Below are 16,297 nucleotides of genomic sequence, written 5' to 3' on the forward strand. Positions count from 1 at the left end.
CTCATCTCTCCTAATTTTTAATGCGTCCACATATGGTGCATTTATTTGACTGATAATTATGACTCTGCGGAATAGAATTTTCTATACTGGTTTTCTGTTTGCAGATAGTACACTGATAGACAATTTCATAAACCTTATAATAACAAATGGCGGGCTTGATGCTTACTTTATTTTTTTTAAATATCGCTTCGGAATACTGTTCATATTTATGCTCATGAGTAGCGTATACTATATTCCCTGCTCTTATTTCTCTGGCAGAAAATGAACCATCTTCCGTAATTCCGGTTATCAGCATCTGTTTCCCCGTACAATCGCTGATAATCTGTCCCTCCTGCCATTCCTGCAACACGTTATAGCCATCCGTGTTGCCACACCCCAATACACCCGTTGCTGGCGATAATGCCAACACACATGCGAAAACTGCTGCTATACCTTTAACCTTCTTACTGAAATTCCTCATCTTCTTTCTCCCTTCATTCAACAAATACTTTTTAGCATATCGGGCAAACTCTTTTCCTCTTCCTCCTTCCCTGCCAGTTCTGCTTTCAGCATACCAGAAAATTCTTACTTCTCAGATGAAGATTTCTTACGATTTCTTAACCCGTCTGCTCCTCATGTAAACCACCTACATAAATCCTCTGTTACAGCATGCCTTATACACATGTTTCTCATACACACAAAAACCGGGCGTTTTGCCCGGTCTTGTATTTCTGTATGTCGGATTATATTCTATATTTTGTATCAGGGCAGTTTAGCCGGACTGTTGCTATATTTTCACCTTCAGCGCAAGTATTACTGCCGCAAGACACTCTCCCGCCCCAAGGTAAAAGCTTTCAATAAAGCCCTGCAGCGGCTTCTGCTTTTCCGTGAGCAAAAGCAGAAGCAGAGACTGGCGCTCTTTCTGGAGAAAATCGGACCAGAAACCAAAATCTGACCATTTGGTTGGGATCATGTCTGCCGGAAGGCTGATCTGTCCGACGATCAGCCAGAAAAAAAGCACCGCGCAGACCGCCGTCGCTGCCAGAAGAAAAAGCCCTGCGCGCTCCCGGCGGTATGCCGCAGCAGCCTGCAGGCAGCGCATCAGCAGACGGCAGCCCAAAACAAGCGGGATCATAAGGACAAGCAGCCCCAGGATCCAGCCAAGCGTGTCCATGCGCACAAACTTCCCGTCCAGCGCGTGGCGCGCCATAAAGTCCTGCCGCAGATTTTCGTAGGAGATGCTGCCGCCCGTCGAAACCGTCAGATTGGTAAACTTTGCATCGGAACTGCTCTCCTCATATACCACCGTATCCTCCGTATCGTACAGAATCCCGCGGATGGTCTTCTTCTTTCCCGAAAGCTCCACCGACAGACCAATGACGTTTGTATTTCCAAACAATTTCTGTGCGGTATTTGCGTCGATCAGACAGCCGTCGCGGTCGTCCGCATCCAGCCGCGCCGTTCCCTCCAGAATGAGATCGGAGCGTCCGCAGACGGCGACCGTCGCCACGGTATGCGTGCGCGCCAGATCGACATTTTCCGCCTTTACCTCGTTTTCCTGGCTCCAGGCAGCGAACTCACGCGGCTGCTTCTGCTCCTGCTCTGTCCTGCGCATCGTTTCCACGTCCGCTCCCGTCAGCGGGCTGCTCTCCAGCAGGATCAGCGCCGTCCGCTCACATGCCGTAAGGATTCGCGCCTGCCGCTGCGCAAGCACATATAAAAGCAAAATCGCCGCAAAAATCAGCGTCCGGAAAATTCCTTTTCCATATTTTTTCATATCATTCCTCAATCAGCCGCACACGGCTTCCCGCAGAAATTGCCTTGTCCGCGGATACGATCACCTGCTGATCTGACGAAAGAGAACCGGGCTGCAGCGCAGCGCTCGTCTCGTTCTTATCCAGCACCGTCACCTCCAGGCGCGTCGCCGTCAGCTCCGTTCCCAGCACCGTGCTGCTCTCCGAGAGCACATAAATATAGTATTTCCCGCTCTCCTCATAGAGCGCCTGTATCGGGATGCAGCAGTCGTAGGTCTCTGAGATACGCGTCGATTCCAGCGTCGCCGAGGTGCCGGCCTCCAGCGAGTTTTCCGGGAGCTGCACCGTCACGTCCAGAAGATCGGCATTTTCCTCGTTTGTGCGCACGGAATCCACCGTCAGCTCCTCCAGCGTATCCGCCTTTTTATTGTTCGCCTTAACGGTCGCGTCGTCGCCCTTGGCGATATATGTTTCCTGGCTCTCATCCACCTGCACCACCAGCTTGTTGCCCGCCGCCGTGTCAGAGAGCAGCATCGCCGTGCCGTCCGGCGTCTTTTCCCCCGTCATCAGATTGATCTTCGTGACGGTGGCGTCGATCGGCGCCGTCACCTTTCCCTCTGCCTCCAGAAGCGTCTCCAGCTTTTGAAGCGTCAGCTCCTCCTGCTCGCGGGTGATCGCGTCGATCTCGCCGGTGCTGTCGGTTCCCTCCGGCGCGTTGGCGTCCTCGATCGCCCGCCCTGCACTGCGCAGGCTGTCGTTCGCCGCCGTCACCGCGTCCTCATACGCCTGCTGCTTTGCCGTGATCTCCTCCTGAAGCTGTGCCTTCATCTCCTCCACGCTGGTCTGCGCGCCCGCCGCCTTTTCCTGCTGGTAAGAAGCAAGCGCTGCGTCAGCGTCCGCCTTTTCCTGTTCCTTTACGTGGATCTGCACCTCCGCCGCATCTAAAAGATACTGATTTTCCTGGCGGATGCGCTGTTCTAAAAGCCAGGGATCCTGCGTCTGTCCTTCTGTCTCCCCGTCGATGATCTGCTCGCCGTCATCGTCCGCGTCGGAGCCGGAGGTCGAGGGCTGGCTGGTATCCGGCGTGACCGCTCCCGTGTCCGGGACAGACGGCTGACCGTCTGTATCCGGAATACCAGGCTGTCCGTCCGTGTCCGGGATCGACGTTTTTTCCGTGTCCGGGGTTGGCGTTTTTTCCGTGTCCGGCGTGACGACTGCTTCCGTATCCGTTGTAAACGTCATCTCTGCTTCCGGGGCAGACGGCTGGATGACATCCGACGCAGCCGGCGCATTTGTATCCGCTGCCATCGATGTCCCGGCATCCAAAGCAGACGGCTCATTCTCCCCTGCAGCAGTCTCATCGCTCATCTCCGGCGTCTCCCCGGAGAAATGGATTTCCGGCTCCGTTATCATCAGGCTCGCCGTCTCCTGTCCGCTCGCAAGGTTTGCCAGCGCCTTTTTCACCGCCTCGTCGATTGCCTTCTCCAGCTCTTCTTTATATTTGACTGCCTCCTCGTATTCCTCCTTTTTGTCCTCACAGGTCTGCTTCAGCACCTCCTCCACCGCGTCGGTTCCCGTCTGGCTGCCGTCGCTCTTTTCCAGTGCCTTCAGCTTATTCTTTGCCTTCTGCAATTCCGCTGCGGCGCGTGAAACCGCCGTATTCCCCTTGGATGCCACCACGCCGTAATCCTCCGCCGCACGCCCCTGGCTGATCGCGTTCCGCTGCGCCTGTGCCGCCCGGCTGCTCGCTTTATCCTGCGACTGCAGATCGGCTTTTTTCATCTCCTGCTTCTGCTTCAGGATCTGTTCCTTCAGACTGATCAGATCAATTTCAAACAGCAGGTCTCCCTTCTTCACCTGCTGCCCCTCCTCCACATAAATGCTCTTCACCGTCTGCCCGGCAAGCGTAGAGACCGCCTGCTCGCGATTCTGCACCACCGTCCCGGTGCCCGTCACCGTGTGATTGACTTTTCCGCGCTCCGCCTTTTTCACCGTCACCTTTGCGACACTCAGACTGTCCGCAGCCCGCGACAAAAAGGTAAACAGCAGCATCGCCGCCAGAAAACCGGCGAACGCCCCGATCACTCGCTTCTTCATATTGCCCTCCTCTATTCCTTCACCGCAGACGCCGCGATGCCCTGCTCCAGATAATCCTGCCCGAGCAGAAAAACAAACACTGCCGGGATCAATGTGACAACCGAGCTTACAAAGGCGATCCCCGCCTTCTCAAGCCCGATGTTCGGCAGAAACAGCGGCAGCGGCCACAGCGTCTTATCCTTTAAAAATGTCAGCGGCTGCTCGATCAGATTCCAGTATTCCAGGAAATTCAGCACCAGTGCGGATATGATGCCGCCCGAACCCAGCGGAAGCCCGATATACAGAAAGATTTGCAGACTGCCTGCACCATCCAGTTTCGCCGACTCAATGATCGCCTCCGGGATCCCCCGGAAAAACCGGTACATGATAAACACCGGAAAGGTCGAAAACACCGCCGGAAGGATGATCCCAAGGTGCGTATCCAGAAGCTTCAGCTTATCCAGCACCAGATAATCCGAGAGCATCCGCACCTGGAACGGCATCATCATCAAAATAATGTACAGGGTATAAAGCGGCTTCCGAAACGGAAAATCAAACCTGGCAAATCCCCACGCCGCCGGAACCCCGATCAGAAGCTGCCCTGTAAGCACGCCCGCCGTCAGCTTGACCGAATTCCAGAACATCACAAAAAATTCCGGGGTATCCAAAAGCAGCTCCACGTAATTCTGCAATGTCGGGTACTGCGGAAGCAGCGCCCAGCCAACGAAGCCTTCGCTGCTTCCGAGCACCGGTCCCAGCCGTTCCTTCAGCTCCACACTGTCCATCAGCGCGCCCGTCAGAAGAAAGAGCACCGGGTAACAGCAGACTGCCGCCAGCAAAATCAGCGGAAGCAGGATCAATTTGTTCTTCATCCGCATCTCACTCCTTCTCCCATGCCCGCTGCAGCAAAAGCACCAGCGCAAGGATCACCGCAGCGTTCACCACCGCGCCCGCCGACATTTTATCGATAGACAGCTCCCGGAACCAGTTGTTAAACACGTGCTGCATCATGTAAATGCTCCCGTGCGGGTAATCGCCCGCCACCAGGTACGCCTCGCGGAACACCTTAAACGAATTCAGAAAGGACAGCACGGCGATCGTATAAAGCGAAGGCAGCAGGTTCGGCATTGTAATGCTGACAAAGCAGCGCCACTCGCCTGCGCCGTCTACCCGCGCCGCCTCGTAAATGCTCTCCGGAATGCCGGAAAGCCCCGCAAGCCAGAGAATCACATCGTAGCCGAGATTCTTCCAGATATAGCTGAACACCAACACCCCGAACGCATAGTCCGAATTCATCCAGTCGATCGCCCCCACGCCGAAAACGGACAAAAGCCCGTTTAACATGCCGCTCCTGGCAAACAGCAGCCTCCACAGAAGCACCACCGACGCCACCGGGATCGCCATCGGCATCAGATACATACTTTTTAAAAAGCTGCCGAACCGCTTCTGCCGCTTAAGCATCACCGCCGCAGCCAGTGAGATAAGCAGCAGGAGCGGAATGCACACCACGGTGAAGCGAATGGTATTTCCCGCCGCCTGCAAAAAAGCGCTGTTGGAAAAGATCGTCCGGTAATTCTTAAGCCCGGCAAATTTTCCGCTCATCACTTCCGTAAACGAGCGCCTTACAACGTCCAGAAACGGCACCAGAATAAACGCGGTCACCCCGGCAAGGCTGGGAAGGATAAAGAAAACTCCCTCCCACTGCCTGCGCCGTCCGGATACGCCCCTTATCATACGCACCGCCTACTCCGCCAGATACAGGTCCATTTTCTGGCTGACGGTATTCACCGCTTCCTCCGCGGTGATTTCTCCCGTAATGCATTTTCCCGCCTGCTCCGCAATCAGCTCCTTCATCACCGCGTCGGTGAGGGATGGCGTGTCCAGGCTGTCGATCAGCTCTTTGAAATGGTCGACCTGCTCCTGCCCGGGCACCAGCGTGTCAAAGCTAAATTCATGGAAGACGCCGTCTTCATCCATCCACGAAGAACCGCCGGTCATAATAATGCGCTCGTCCTCAGAAAGCTCTCCCTTTGCCAGCTTTTCTGCAAAAAGCTCCGTATCCAGCGCCTTCTTATTCACCGGGAAGCCGCTCTCCTGGTTAACCGACTGCGCCAACTCAGACAGCATAAACTTCACAAATTCCTCTGCGCCCTCCGTCTGACTGCTCTTTGCCGATACGCCCACGATCGTCCCCGGAATAAACACCTTTTTCCCGCTCACCGGAGCCAGCCGGTAATCAATATCGGGTTTTAATCCCATGACTGACGTCACATCCGCCAGCCCATTCCCGGAGCCGAGATTCATAAGCTGAAGCTTTTCCGTCTCCTGTACCAGCCCCTGTGTGGAGATATAAAGCGAAAAATCATAATCATCACCATTGACCGTCATCATACGGTACTCCATTTCTTCTTCCCGGTAGTGATTCAAATCGAACAGCGTTTTCAGCACCGTCATATAGCCGGTCAGCATCTGCGTATCCACGGCGCCGTCCTCCGCCAGCATAAGCGGAGAGTATGCTCCGTAGAACGTATTCTGCAGCCAGTAAATATCGCTTACATGCAGAATGGATTCCGCCTCATCGTCGGCGGCGCGGAGCTGCTTGGCCGTGCTTCCAAGGCTCTCAAGATCCCCGATCTGCGCGATCGTCTCAGCGTCTCCGATCAGCACCGGCACTTTAAAGCGGCTCGGAACCGCATAGACCGCCCCTTCCTTCTGATAGATTCCGGCCACATTCTCCTGCAGCCCGTCACTGTTTAAAACCTCGTTGTAAATACCGCTGATGTCCTTCAGCACGCCCTTTTCTATATAGGATTCCATCGGCATCCCGTCCAGGATCAGCACATCCGGTCCGTTGCCGGCCATGATCTCCGTATTTAAGGTGCGCAGGGCGTCGGAAGCCGTCACCGCATCGTCGCCCGACATGCCGATTTCCAGATTCACGTAATACTTCGGATTCTGCGTCTGGAACATGGAGATCGCCTGCTGCACCGCCGCATTATTTTCCAGCGCATACACTTTAATTTCCGTATCCGGCACCGCCGGCACGCTCCCGTCATACACAAAACGCAGAAGCTTCGGGTTTCCATCATCCAGCACGGACAGTAAAACAGAACCGTCATTTAAAACAAGCATACTGCACAAGCTTACGCTCGGCTTCGCCAGTGAATTGAGCTTTCCGTCCGCGATCTGCTCCACCACCGAGCCGCCCACGCTGTAGCGGTACATTCCCTCATCGTTTGCAAAATACAGCGTGCCTTCCTCGTTCCCGCTGCACATAACGACCGGATTGCTTGACGTGCTTGTCCGCGTCAGATTTCCGCTGTTTGCCTCCAGCGTCTCCTTCAGCGTCTCATCCTCCGCACTCTCTTTCCCTGATCTGTAATCCAGAACCGTCACGCCGTCACTTCCGCTGAACAGAAAGATCCTTCCGGCGCCTGTCTGAAAATATTCACAGTACGTCTCCTCTTCATTCAGCGTCTCCAGAAGCTCCCCGCTCTCATCATCCAGCAGGTAAAGCGGTTCCATGCCGATCATGCTTACAAGGATTTTTCCGCTTTCCATGTATGCCATCTGACTGACCATGCTGCCGTAAGGACTGCCCTCCTCCATCTCGGGAATCGCCAGGGTAATCTGTTTCGCTGTCCCGTCCGGCAGAATCTTGCCAAAGCACAGCGTGCCGACAGAATACTCTTCCTCATTTTCTTCATCCTCATACCAGAATGCAAGCACGCTTCCGTCCGGCGAAATCCTGGCGTCATAAACACTTGTCCCTTCCTCCAGCTTCAGCGCTTCCTCTATATTTCCCTTCTGCTCCCAGGCTGCGCCGCCGTCCTTCGAATCCCAGATCATACTTTCGGAGCCGCCCGCAGCAAGGCGCAGCGTCCCGTCCTCCAGCTCCCTTATATCAAGGATGCGCATGATTCCCTCCGGCAGAGCGATCTCACTCTCCATGTAGCGCCCCATCGCGGCGCTGCCCTCCGCCGATACGCCCTGCGCCGTCTGGTTTTCGGCAGTCTCCGGATTCCCGACTGTCTCATCGGGCGCCGACAGCTCCGTACCGCCTGCTGCGGCGCCCTGTGTATCCTGCGTATTGCCATCCTTCCCGCAGCCGCCAATGCCTGCCGCAAGCACTGCCGCCGCAAGCACTGCGGCAAGCCTTCCTTTTCTATTTCGTCTCATAAGCATTCCCCTCCGTTTTTTACTGCGCAGGCAGCGCAAAAAACCTGCCCGCAATTTCGTTACGCAAAAAGCTTAGCAGACGATTCTCTAAGCATCCTCTAAAAATACAGGAAATTTTTTAGAGTATCTTTAGAGATTTCTGTGGTATCATAGCTTTGTGGAGGAAAAAAGATATGCGTATTTTGATGATTGAAGATGACAAAAAATTATGTGCCTCTGTGAAGTTTCAACTGGAAAAGCAGGGTTACAGCGTCGATGTCTGCCACGACGGCGAGGAGGGACTGTTTCTAATGAAGGAGCGCGCGCACGACTGCGTGCTGCTTGACCGGATGCTGCCAGGCATGGACGGCATGTCAGTGCTCAAAAACGCCCGTATTTCCGGAGTGCGCACGCCTGTTATCCTGCTGACGGCGCTCGGCGGGCTTTCCGACCGTGTGGAAGGGCTGGACATGGGCGCGGACGATTACATTGTAAAGCCCTTCGCCTTTGAGGAGCTGACGGCGCGCATCCGCTCGTCGCTGCGCCGCCCGATCATGTGGACGGATGAGCATCTCCTTTCCTATGGGGATCTCAGCTATGACAGCGCCCAGAAAACGCTGACCGGCCCGGACGGCTCCTGCTCCCTCTCCCGGCGCGAGGGCGATCTGACAGAGCTGTTTCTGCGCAATCCTGCCCAAACGCTCCCCCGCCTGCTGATCCTGACGCGCGTATGGGGACCGGACGCGGAGGTTGAGGACGGAAATCTTGACAACTACATTTATTTTCTGCGCCGCAGGCTGAAATCGCTGAAAAGCACCTTAAATATCAAAGCCGTCCGCGGCGTCGGCTACCGTCTGGAGGAAAGCAATGTTTAAAAAAGTACAGGTACGTCTCACCTTTTTCTGCTCGCTGACGATGGGCGTGATTCTGCTGATCATGACTATTATCTGTCTTGCCGTCTCCGAAAGGAGCCTTGGCAGCCAGAAGGAGTCGGTGTTTTGCAGCAATGCCAGCAGCATTTTAAGCTATATCGACAGCCAGCAGACGCTCTCCCACACCTGGCTCGCCCAGATGGAGCACAACTACGGGATCATGATCGACATTCAGGACAACGGCTCGCCGCTTTTTTACAACACGCTGCGCTCGCACGAGGCAAGCAGGGGACTTCTTGCGCTCGCACGTGCGAAAGCCGCCTCTGAATATGGGCTGGACCCGGAAACCTTCCGCCGCTCCAGCGTACTCTATCAGTACGAAGCCTTTCCGGTGACGACGGACGATCACGTGAAATACTATGTGATGGCGGCGCTGATGCCGCGCAAAAGCGGGCTTCTCGACATCATCATTCTGTGCCCGGCGTCCCTGTCCGCAGCGCAGCTCATGCCGCAGCGCCTGTTTTTCGGCGCCGGGAGCGCAGCCGCCTGGCTGATACTTTCTGTTCTCGCGTGGTTCTTTATCGCGCGGATGCTGCGCCCGATCGAGGAAAACCGGCGCCGGCAGATCCAGTTTATCGCAAGCGCCTCGCACGAGCTGCGCTCGCCGCTCGCGGTCATCCTCTCCTCGCTGTCCGCCGCCCGCACAGCCGCGCCCGGGGAACAGCCGCGCTTCTTCGACTCCATGGAATCGGAGGGACAGCGGATGGCGCACCTCATAGACGATATGCTGCTGCTCGCCAGCTCCGACAATAAAACCTGGCGCATCCAGCCCTCCCGCACAGAGCTTGACACCCTTCTTCTGGAAACCTACGAAAAGTACGAACCGGCGGCGCGCGAGCGGAAGCTGCACCTGCAGATTTCGCTACCCGTGGAAGCGCTCGCGCCCTGCCTCTGCGACAAAGAAAGGATCGGGCAGACGCTCTCGATCCTCATAGACAATGCTTTCTCTTATACCCCGGCAGGCGGAACCGTCCGCCTGTGTGCAGAAACCCTGGATAAATATTTCGCCGTCTCGGTTGCCGACAACGGTCCCGGCATCCCCGATGACCAGAAGGAAAAAATCTTCGACCGCTTCTACCGTGCCGACGACGCGCGCAGCAGCCGCGAGCACTTCGGGCTGGGCCTGTGCATCGCGCGCGAGATCGTCCTGCTGCACCACGGGAAGCTGACCGTCACCGACGCGCCGGAGGGCGGCGCGGTGTTTACCATTTTACTGCCGGTGGTGTGAGGGGCGCGCCTTGCGCATTCCCTCTGCCGCAGCAACCATAAAATTAGTGGGCAGGGCAATATCCCCTGCCGTTTGCCTCGTATATGTTTTGTCAATAGCGTATATTTTTATTGTCGGGAAATACGAAGATATGTCTGATTACCTTTTGATTTGCAGAAAAGAAAAAGCTTCGAAAAACCACACAACTTTGCGTTTCCCGAAGCTTTTTTCAGCAGTTCGTAGGGGAATCGAACCCCTGTTTCCGCCGTGAGAGGGCGGCGTCTTAACCGCTTGACCAACGAACCGTACTTCAATATACTACAACACTTTTTTCTAAAATGCAAGTGTTTTTTTAAATTTTTTTCAAATTTTTTTTTCGTTGGTTCCAGGCGGCAAAATTCCGCTTATTTTCAGGCTTCCGTATCTGTAACCGCTTTCCGCCCGCGATGTTTTAATTCTGAATAAAAGGCTTTTAGCTGCCTGTCGCTGATCCACTCCTGATACTTCGTTTCCAGATACTGCTGCGGCCGCACGGAGCATTTGCGCTTTGCCCTTTTTATATCCGCCTTCATCAATGCCTTCAGATCGTCCGTCGTTTCAAACGACTCCCCTTCGTAATCCTTCTGCAAAGTCAGATAATACCGCTTCAGCATTCCGGACCACCGTTCTTCCAGCTTAAAAAGCTGATCAAACGCCTCGATTTTCTCGAAGATATAAGGCTCCGCTACATTCGCAGGCCGGATCCGCAGCCCATCCTGTTTTTCTTCATGATAAAATTCCAGCTTTGTTTTTTGCTTAACCACGTCCAGATACGGCAAAAACACTTTGCGAAGATCCGGTCCGTTCTTCAGCGGGCTTTTTCTGCCCTTATACCTCTGATTGCAGGACTTACAGGAAAAATACAGGTTATACGGATGCAGCGCGAGGCACGGCACGTCTGCTTTCCCAAAATAATGTTCCGCATCCTCCTCGCGCTCACTGTTTGTAACCGTCTGCAGGCAGATCGGACAATTCTGCAGCAGGCTCCGGTTTTTTCCTGCAAAAAATATCTTTGTAAGCTCTTCACGGTTAAAGGAATGTCTGCTCAGTCCGCTTAACTGAATGTGTGCGGAACACAGCGCCACCTCATAAAAATACAGAAAAAAGTCTTTGATGATTTTGCACTGTTCACTCTTCAGGTGCGGCTCGATGCTTTGAAATTCAAATGCCACCGTTCGATTCTGCGCAAACGTCATGTCATGCGCAATTGCCCTGTATATTTTTTGCCGCTCGCTGACCGGCAGTCTGAATAACTGCCGGATCGCCTGCCGCATCGCAGCTCCATTTGCCGCATCCTTTTCATAAAGCTCATACAACCATTTGCCGTCTGCCCCGGCAAACGCAAGCCATTCCATTTTGACAAACGACGTGCTTGCCGTTCCTGCTGCAAAGGCAAAAAAAGAAAGCAGATAATCACTGATACATTTTAAATCTTTTTCATGACCGCTTTGATCCATCTCCCAATACATCCAATTACCTCAGCTCTTTCTCTTTATCCAGAAGCTCATACAACTGCTCATACATACGGAAACGCTGATAGCCAGGCCCAAGTTTTTCGATATTGGCAATGATCTTTTCCGTTTTTGTCTCCCGCATCATCTTCTGAACCGTTTTTTCTGCATGTACGCCTATCGCTTCTGTTTTAAATATCTGACGTGAAATTTCATCCCGCTGTGCCGCAAAGGTTGAAATCTCAATATTACTTACCTTCGTGCGTCCAGCGGAAGTATTGTCAAACAAATGAAGCTGTTCATACAATGCGTCCGTTAAGATCAATGTAGAATGTGTCGCAATTATAAATTCATGATGCGTATCCTTGCTAAGCTGATATAGAAGTCCGATAAAATCGCGGTTCCACTCGTCATTGAAATGGACGTCTGGTTCGTCAAATAAAAAAAGCGTATTCTCACCGCAATATTTCTGAGCCAGCAGAACCAGCCCCATGCGCGCAATCCACATCAGCTCCCCATCACTTAAGGCTTCCATTTCATAAAGACCGCGTTTTTTTCCATCCTGATATACAAAATGAAGCTCGCTGATCACACCCAGGCGGTACGCCGTCAGCAAAACCGAAATCAGGGTAAACGGATTTCCAGAAAAAAACTCCTGCAGTCCCGGATGATAAAAGCTATCCTTTATGTCTCCTTTTGTCCGATACAGAAAAACCGCTTTTGAAATCGTCGCGGGACTCCCATCCGGCAAAACACGTTCTGTGGAAATGCCATTGCTGATATAATCTGCACAGGCTTTCTTATGCTGTTTTCTCTCCGTCAAAAGCTCGCGCAGTATGCCGATCTGCGGCAGATCAGCCCTCTGCTCCAGCAGATCATCCTGCACGCAAAAGGAAAACGCAACCGGCGCCATATTCATCTGCAGCCGGTCCGCCAGCATCCGCCGAAACCGGCTGTATTTCTTTATGGAGGAAAGCGGCTCCTGTTCCGGGAACGGAAAAACAGCGAACACCACCGGCAAAATCACCTTTGATGTTGCCGCGTCCAAAGAAAGCACGCGCGGATTGTTATCCAGCCGTTCATAGTAATTCATAATTTCACGCACCAGCTCAGCATCCGCTTCCTCCTGCCGGTTTGTCTCATCATACAGATCGCTGATCAGTGCTTCCCGCGGTGATGTCACAAAAATTTCTTCCATGGAATTATTTGCGCCGGAACAGTAGGATACAATGCGATCCGGCAGATATTCATTGGGGATCCGCCCAAGCACACGCTCTTCGCCGTTTTTTTGAAGGATCACTGCTAATTTGGAACTGTTTTCTCCCCTTTTTCCGGCTTCCGTCTGCGGACGCACCTGTATCTGTGTCCCGTCCGACATACTGTATTTCAGCTCAAAAGCAAAGCCCGGTGTCTCGTTTTGCATAATTCGTGTAAAAATCAGCCCGATCGCCTCCAGTACGCTGGACTTCCCGGAACCGTTTTTTCCGATCAGAAAATCTATCGCCGTCGCAGAAGACTGCTTCTGAAAATTTATTTCCAGTTTTTTCAGGCCCTTGTAGCCGTCAATCGCCAGGTAATCCAATTTCATCTGTCTTCTCCTCCTCTTTCGCCAACTCGTATTTTTGAATGGTGATCGGTTTATCTTTGGCGTCCGAAATCTCCTCTTCTCCAAGCATCAGTTTTTCCGGGACAGCCCGCGCTAAAATGCCAAGCCCCTCCAGTATTTTGACGGACGCGATCGCATCCTGAATAGATTGCGTGCGAAAATATCCCCTGTTCTCCTTTTTCACACGCTTAAATATCACATGTACCGGCAGCGGCTCCTGCGCTTCTCCGCAAATACGCAGAAGCTCGCGCTGAAACTCCGACAGATGTGTAAGCAGCTCCCACTCACTATCGTTTAAGTATTCCTGCCATTCGCTTCTCTTTGAGCTTTCATAATTTAAAAGAAAATCCGGGCTTTTTATTTCAAAATACCGGTCCGGCTCTTTTCTCCTGCGATATGCTTCAGACAAATGTGCCGAAAATACGTAGGCAAGCATCGCACGATAATAAGCCTCTGCTTTTTGTTCCATTTCTTTCATTCTGCGCTGCATCGAAAAGATCCGCCGCGCAATGTCCGCAATTTTTTCCTGCTCTTTCATCGGCACCGTCGGGATCCATATCATTCCCATTGCCCGCGCATCCGTCATGGTTTTCCCGCGATACGGCTCATTTTCAAGATAACGAAAGCTGTAGTACAGCCACAAAAGCAAAAACTCCGGGTAAAGCTTCTCTTCTCTGACACGCACGCGAAACATGCCTGTTCCCCATACGGTCCCCGGAAGATCCCTCTCCGCAAGCAGAGCCGGTTCGCACTCATCCGTCCGGTAACGCCGCAGCAAAAGATCTCCTTTTTTCAACAGATATCCGGCGATCGCATCCGGCTTCACAGCAGTCTGCGGATATTCATCCACACTCTGTATGCCCCAGATCCCCGGCGTAATGGTATTGATATAAGGAACTGCCGTATGTTCTTCCCTTGCTGCAGACAGCCCGGCAAGAAGCGGCTCGGCAATCATCTCCTTTAAGCAGGCGCAGGGCAGATCCTTCCAGCTCTTTTTCCATTTGTCATGCAGTGTCTGGAATAAAATATGCTTCACCTCTGCCCATATTCGTTTCTGCCGTTCCACGATATCCTGCGCACGTTCCAACAGCGCTATAATACGCTTTTGTCCGTCTGTATCAGGATAAACGATCACCGTATTTTCAAGCTGCGCCTTTGTCAGGTTTGGGATTGTCACCTTATTTGCCGTTTTCTCAAGCTGCTCCTGGATAAACTGGAAATAAAAGCAGGCGTATTTGGGCAGCACCTGTGTCTCATCAAAAACCATCGCCTGAACAGCCTGATTTATCCTCAGATCCATCCCCGCAACCGCCGTTTTTCCGATCGTTCCCGACACGGATAACAGCACCGCCCCTTTCGGCACCTCGTGTCCTGCCTTCTTTGCGCCTTCGGCGGTTAAATACTGCTGCGCCTTCGTAATAACCGGCTCATTCAGATCGCTGACTCTTATCCACGGAATCCCATCGTCGCCGCTATAGTAGGCTTCCTCCGAGCGTTTCGGAGTGGCGCCCTTCACCCACAAAAGCACAACGTCTTTTAATCTGCTCTCATGCCAGTTTGTCATAGCCGCTCAACCTCCTCTGCAAACTGACGCATCTCTTTAAGCAGCCCCTCCTGTTCCCGGATCAGTTCTTCCAGCAGTGCCCGCGGATCCTCCGCCTGAAGCTCTGTGCGGCCATCCGGCTTATAGTTCTTTGGCAGCAGACTCCACTTTTCGCCCGCAACAACCTCCATATCCGCAAACCAGAAGTTCTCATGTTCCCATTTCTCCGGTGTCGGTACACCTCCAAATCTCCTGTAGTCTGCCTGCATCTGACGCTGCCACTTGTCAAAATAATAATCTCGCTGATTCCAGATTTCCATTAATTGTATATCCGTCTGCTCTGTGTCTTCCTGCACATTCATCTGATAGAAAAACAGATACGGCGTCTTTCCGCTTATCCGTTCCACTCGCATAAACGGATTCGAAACAATTAAAACGCTGGCATTCGTCATCGTACTTGGATAAAAGACTTTCGCCGGCAAAGAAATGATCCCTTCCACACAATATGTATTCAGCAGCCATCGCCGCACATCCATCGTCTCCGCTTTTGTAGAAAACAAAAAGCTGTCCGGCACCACCAGCACGGCCTGTCCGTTTTCTGTCAGCAGCTGCATGCTTCTCACCAGAAACAGATTGTGACGTCCTCGCACACGCCCAAGCTCTCCCGGCACAAACCACGCTCTGTCCTCTTCCCGCACGCTCTCGCTGCTGAACAGCGGATTCGTGATCACGATATCAAACGATCCGATTTCGCGGTTTTCAAGAAATTTTCCGTCCCACGTTTCGATCACCTGATTTGCCAGAACGCTTAAGATCCGCGCCGACATGCGAAACCGCGCATCCTGTTCGAAGCCGCACAGATGCGCATTTTTCAAATAATTCCCCACCATCAGCAGCATGTTTCCGGAGCCATACTGCGGATCAAAAATCCGCAGCTTTTCTCTTCCTTCATTACCTGCCGGCTCGCTTTGCAGTAATTTTACAAGCTGGAGCACAATGTAATCCGGAAGCGTATAACGGTTCAAATCTGTCTTTGTGTTTACGCAGAGATCAAACATGCTCCGCACAGTCTCGTAAAGAAATGCCGGATCGCAGACCTCCTGATAACATTCCAAAGTGGTTTGCAGGACAGCCATTATATTATTCCAGACAGAAATCGTTATGCCATTCGGGATCGTATACTGCCTGATCTTACGCACCGTCTCTGCCAACGCCCTGTTATCGTCCAGCAGATAGGCCCAGCGCTCTGTTTCTTCATAACGAATGCGCGCCTGTATTTTTTCCAGTTCTTCCGCAGACGCATAATTTGTTTCCCGCAGCTCACGGATACCGCCTTCGCCGGTGATGCCGCAGATCAGCAAATATCCGAATGTATTAAACAGCCCGATCAAATCCTCCGAGGATTCCAGCCTGTAAAAATTAACCGCGCTTTTAAATTCCTGTAAAACCTGCTTTTTATATTCTTCCCGTCTTTCTTTGCTCACAGTCCTTTCTTTCATCCTGCAATACCCCTTTCCTATCCGCTCGTCTGTATCCTTATATTGTATTGTAA

General features: G+C 52.8%; 12 protein-coding genes and 1 tRNA gene. 2 read left to right on the top strand and 11 right to left on the bottom strand.

What is annotated here, in order from left to right; all coding sequences use genetic code 11:
- Positions 1–10: 10 nt before the first annotated feature.
- From ACLU9Q_RS15110 to ACLU9Q_RS15135, 6 genes are all read right to left on the bottom strand, one after another.
- Positions 11–460, bottom strand: a complete 450-nt coding sequence (locus ACLU9Q_RS15110) for a hypothetical protein (protein WP_298513393.1) — start codon at positions 458–460, stop codon at positions 11–13.
- 306 nt (positions 461–766) lie between these two features.
- Entirely contained in the window at positions 767–1,756 is a 990-nt protein-coding gene (locus ACLU9Q_RS15115; RefSeq protein ID WP_302591471.1) for an ABC transporter permease, read from the bottom strand.
- A gap of 1 nt (position 1,757) precedes the next feature.
- A complete protein-coding gene (locus ACLU9Q_RS15120) occupies positions 1,758–3,830 on the bottom strand; it encodes a biotin/lipoyl-binding protein (protein WP_302591469.1) in 2,073 nt (690 codons plus the stop codon).
- A gap of 11 nt (positions 3,831–3,841) precedes the next feature.
- Complete coding sequence (locus tag ACLU9Q_RS15125; protein ID WP_302226284.1) at positions 3,842–4,681, bottom strand: carbohydrate ABC transporter permease; 840 nt, start codon at positions 4,679–4,681, stop codon at positions 3,842–3,844.
- A 7-nt stretch (positions 4,682–4,688) separates the two neighbouring features.
- On the bottom strand, positions 4,689–5,543 hold the full coding sequence (locus ACLU9Q_RS15130; RefSeq protein ID WP_302591467.1) for a carbohydrate ABC transporter permease: 855 nt from the start codon (positions 5,541–5,543) through the stop codon (positions 4,689–4,691).
- A 9-nt stretch (positions 5,544–5,552) separates the two neighbouring features.
- Positions 5,553–7,988 carry an ABC transporter substrate-binding protein gene (locus tag ACLU9Q_RS15135; RefSeq protein ID WP_302591465.1) on the bottom strand — a complete coding sequence of 812 codons (2,436 nt, stop codon included), beginning with the start codon at positions 7,986–7,988 and terminating at the stop codon, positions 5,553–5,555.
- Positions 7,989–8,161: 173 nt separating this feature from the next.
- Here ACLU9Q_RS15135 and ACLU9Q_RS15140 point away from each other — a divergent pair, with 173 nt between their 5' ends.
- Complete coding sequence (locus ACLU9Q_RS15140; RefSeq protein ID WP_302591463.1) at positions 8,162–8,842, top strand: response regulator transcription factor; 681 nt, start codon at positions 8,162–8,164, stop codon at positions 8,840–8,842.
- Positions 8,835–10,127 carry a sensor histidine kinase gene (locus ACLU9Q_RS15145; RefSeq protein WP_412625566.1) on the top strand — a complete coding sequence of 431 codons (1,293 nt, stop codon included), beginning with the start codon at positions 8,835–8,837 and terminating at the stop codon, positions 10,125–10,127. The genes ACLU9Q_RS15140 and ACLU9Q_RS15145 overlap by 8 nt, the downstream gene beginning before the upstream one ends.
- Positions 10,128–10,339: 212 nt before the next feature.
- Here ACLU9Q_RS15145 and ACLU9Q_RS15150 read toward each other — a convergent pair.
- From ACLU9Q_RS15150 to ACLU9Q_RS15170, 5 genes are all read right to left on the bottom strand, one after another.
- A tRNA-Glu gene (locus tag ACLU9Q_RS15150) sits at positions 10,340–10,411 on the bottom strand.
- A 105-nt stretch (positions 10,412–10,516) separates the two neighbouring features.
- Positions 10,517–11,614, bottom strand: a complete 1,098-nt coding sequence (locus ACLU9Q_RS15155) for a hypothetical protein (RefSeq protein WP_302226275.1) — start codon at positions 11,612–11,614, stop codon at positions 10,517–10,519.
- A gap of 4 nt (positions 11,615–11,618) precedes the next feature.
- Positions 11,619–13,184: an AAA family ATPase gene (locus ACLU9Q_RS15160; RefSeq protein ID WP_302226274.1), complete on the bottom strand. Its 1,566-nt coding sequence runs from the start codon at positions 13,182–13,184 to the stop codon at positions 11,619–11,621.
- Positions 13,159–14,766, bottom strand: a complete 1,608-nt coding sequence (locus ACLU9Q_RS15165) for a restriction endonuclease subunit S (RefSeq protein ID WP_302226272.1) — start codon at positions 14,764–14,766, stop codon at positions 13,159–13,161. Before ACLU9Q_RS15165 ends, ACLU9Q_RS15160 begins: the two co-directional genes overlap by 26 nt.
- Complete coding sequence (locus tag ACLU9Q_RS15170; RefSeq protein WP_302226270.1) at positions 14,763–16,244, bottom strand: class I SAM-dependent DNA methyltransferase; 1,482 nt, start codon at positions 16,242–16,244, stop codon at positions 14,763–14,765. Before ACLU9Q_RS15170 ends, ACLU9Q_RS15165 begins: the two co-directional genes overlap by 4 nt.
- Positions 16,245–16,297: the final 53 nt, after the last annotated feature.

Source organism: Marvinbryantia sp., assembly GCF_047017445.1.
Lineage (GTDB): Bacteria > Bacillota > Clostridia > Lachnospirales > Lachnospiraceae > Marvinbryantia.

Bases quoted from the DNA above. Each gene is read 5' to 3' on its own strand.
- ACLU9Q_RS15120 (WP_302591469.1), bottom strand. From the start codon at position 3,830: ATGAAGAAGCGAGTGATCGGGGCGTTCGCCGGTTTTCTGGCGGCGATG.
- ACLU9Q_RS15135 (WP_302591465.1), bottom strand. From the start codon at position 7,988: ATGAGACGAAATAGAAAAGGAAGGCTTGCCGCAGTGCTTGCGGCGGCA.
- ACLU9Q_RS15160 (WP_302226274.1), bottom strand. From the start codon at position 13,184: ATGAAATTGGATTACCTGGCGATTGACGGCTACAAGGGCCTGAAAAAA.
- ACLU9Q_RS15110 (WP_298513393.1), bottom strand. From the start codon at position 460: ATGAGGAATTTCAGTAAGAAGGTTAAAGGTATAGCAGCAGTTTTCGCA.
- ACLU9Q_RS15155 (WP_302226275.1), bottom strand. From the start codon at position 11,614: ATGTATTGGGAGATGGATCAAAGCGGTCATGAAAAAGATTTAAAATGT.
- ACLU9Q_RS15130 (WP_302591467.1), bottom strand. From the start codon at position 5,543: ATGATAAGGGGCGTATCCGGACGGCGCAGGCAGTGGGAGGGAGTTTTC.
- ACLU9Q_RS15115 (WP_302591471.1), bottom strand. From the start codon at position 1,756: ATGAAAAAATATGGAAAAGGAATTTTCCGGACGCTGATTTTTGCGGCG.
- ACLU9Q_RS15125 (WP_302226284.1), bottom strand. From the start codon at position 4,681: ATGAAGAACAAATTGATCCTGCTTCCGCTGATTTTGCTGGCGGCAGTC.
- ACLU9Q_RS15145 (WP_412625566.1), top strand. From the start codon at position 8,835: ATGTTTAAAAAAGTACAGGTACGTCTCACCTTTTTCTGCTCGCTGACG.
- ACLU9Q_RS15165 (WP_302226272.1), bottom strand. From the start codon at position 14,766: ATGACAAACTGGCATGAGAGCAGATTAAAAGACGTTGTGCTTTTGTGG.
- ACLU9Q_RS15140 (WP_302591463.1), top strand. From the start codon at position 8,162: ATGCGTATTTTGATGATTGAAGATGACAAAAAATTATGTGCCTCTGTG.
- ACLU9Q_RS15170 (WP_302226270.1), bottom strand. From the start codon at position 16,244: ATGAAAGAAAGGACTGTGAGCAAAGAAAGACGGGAAGAATATAAAAAG.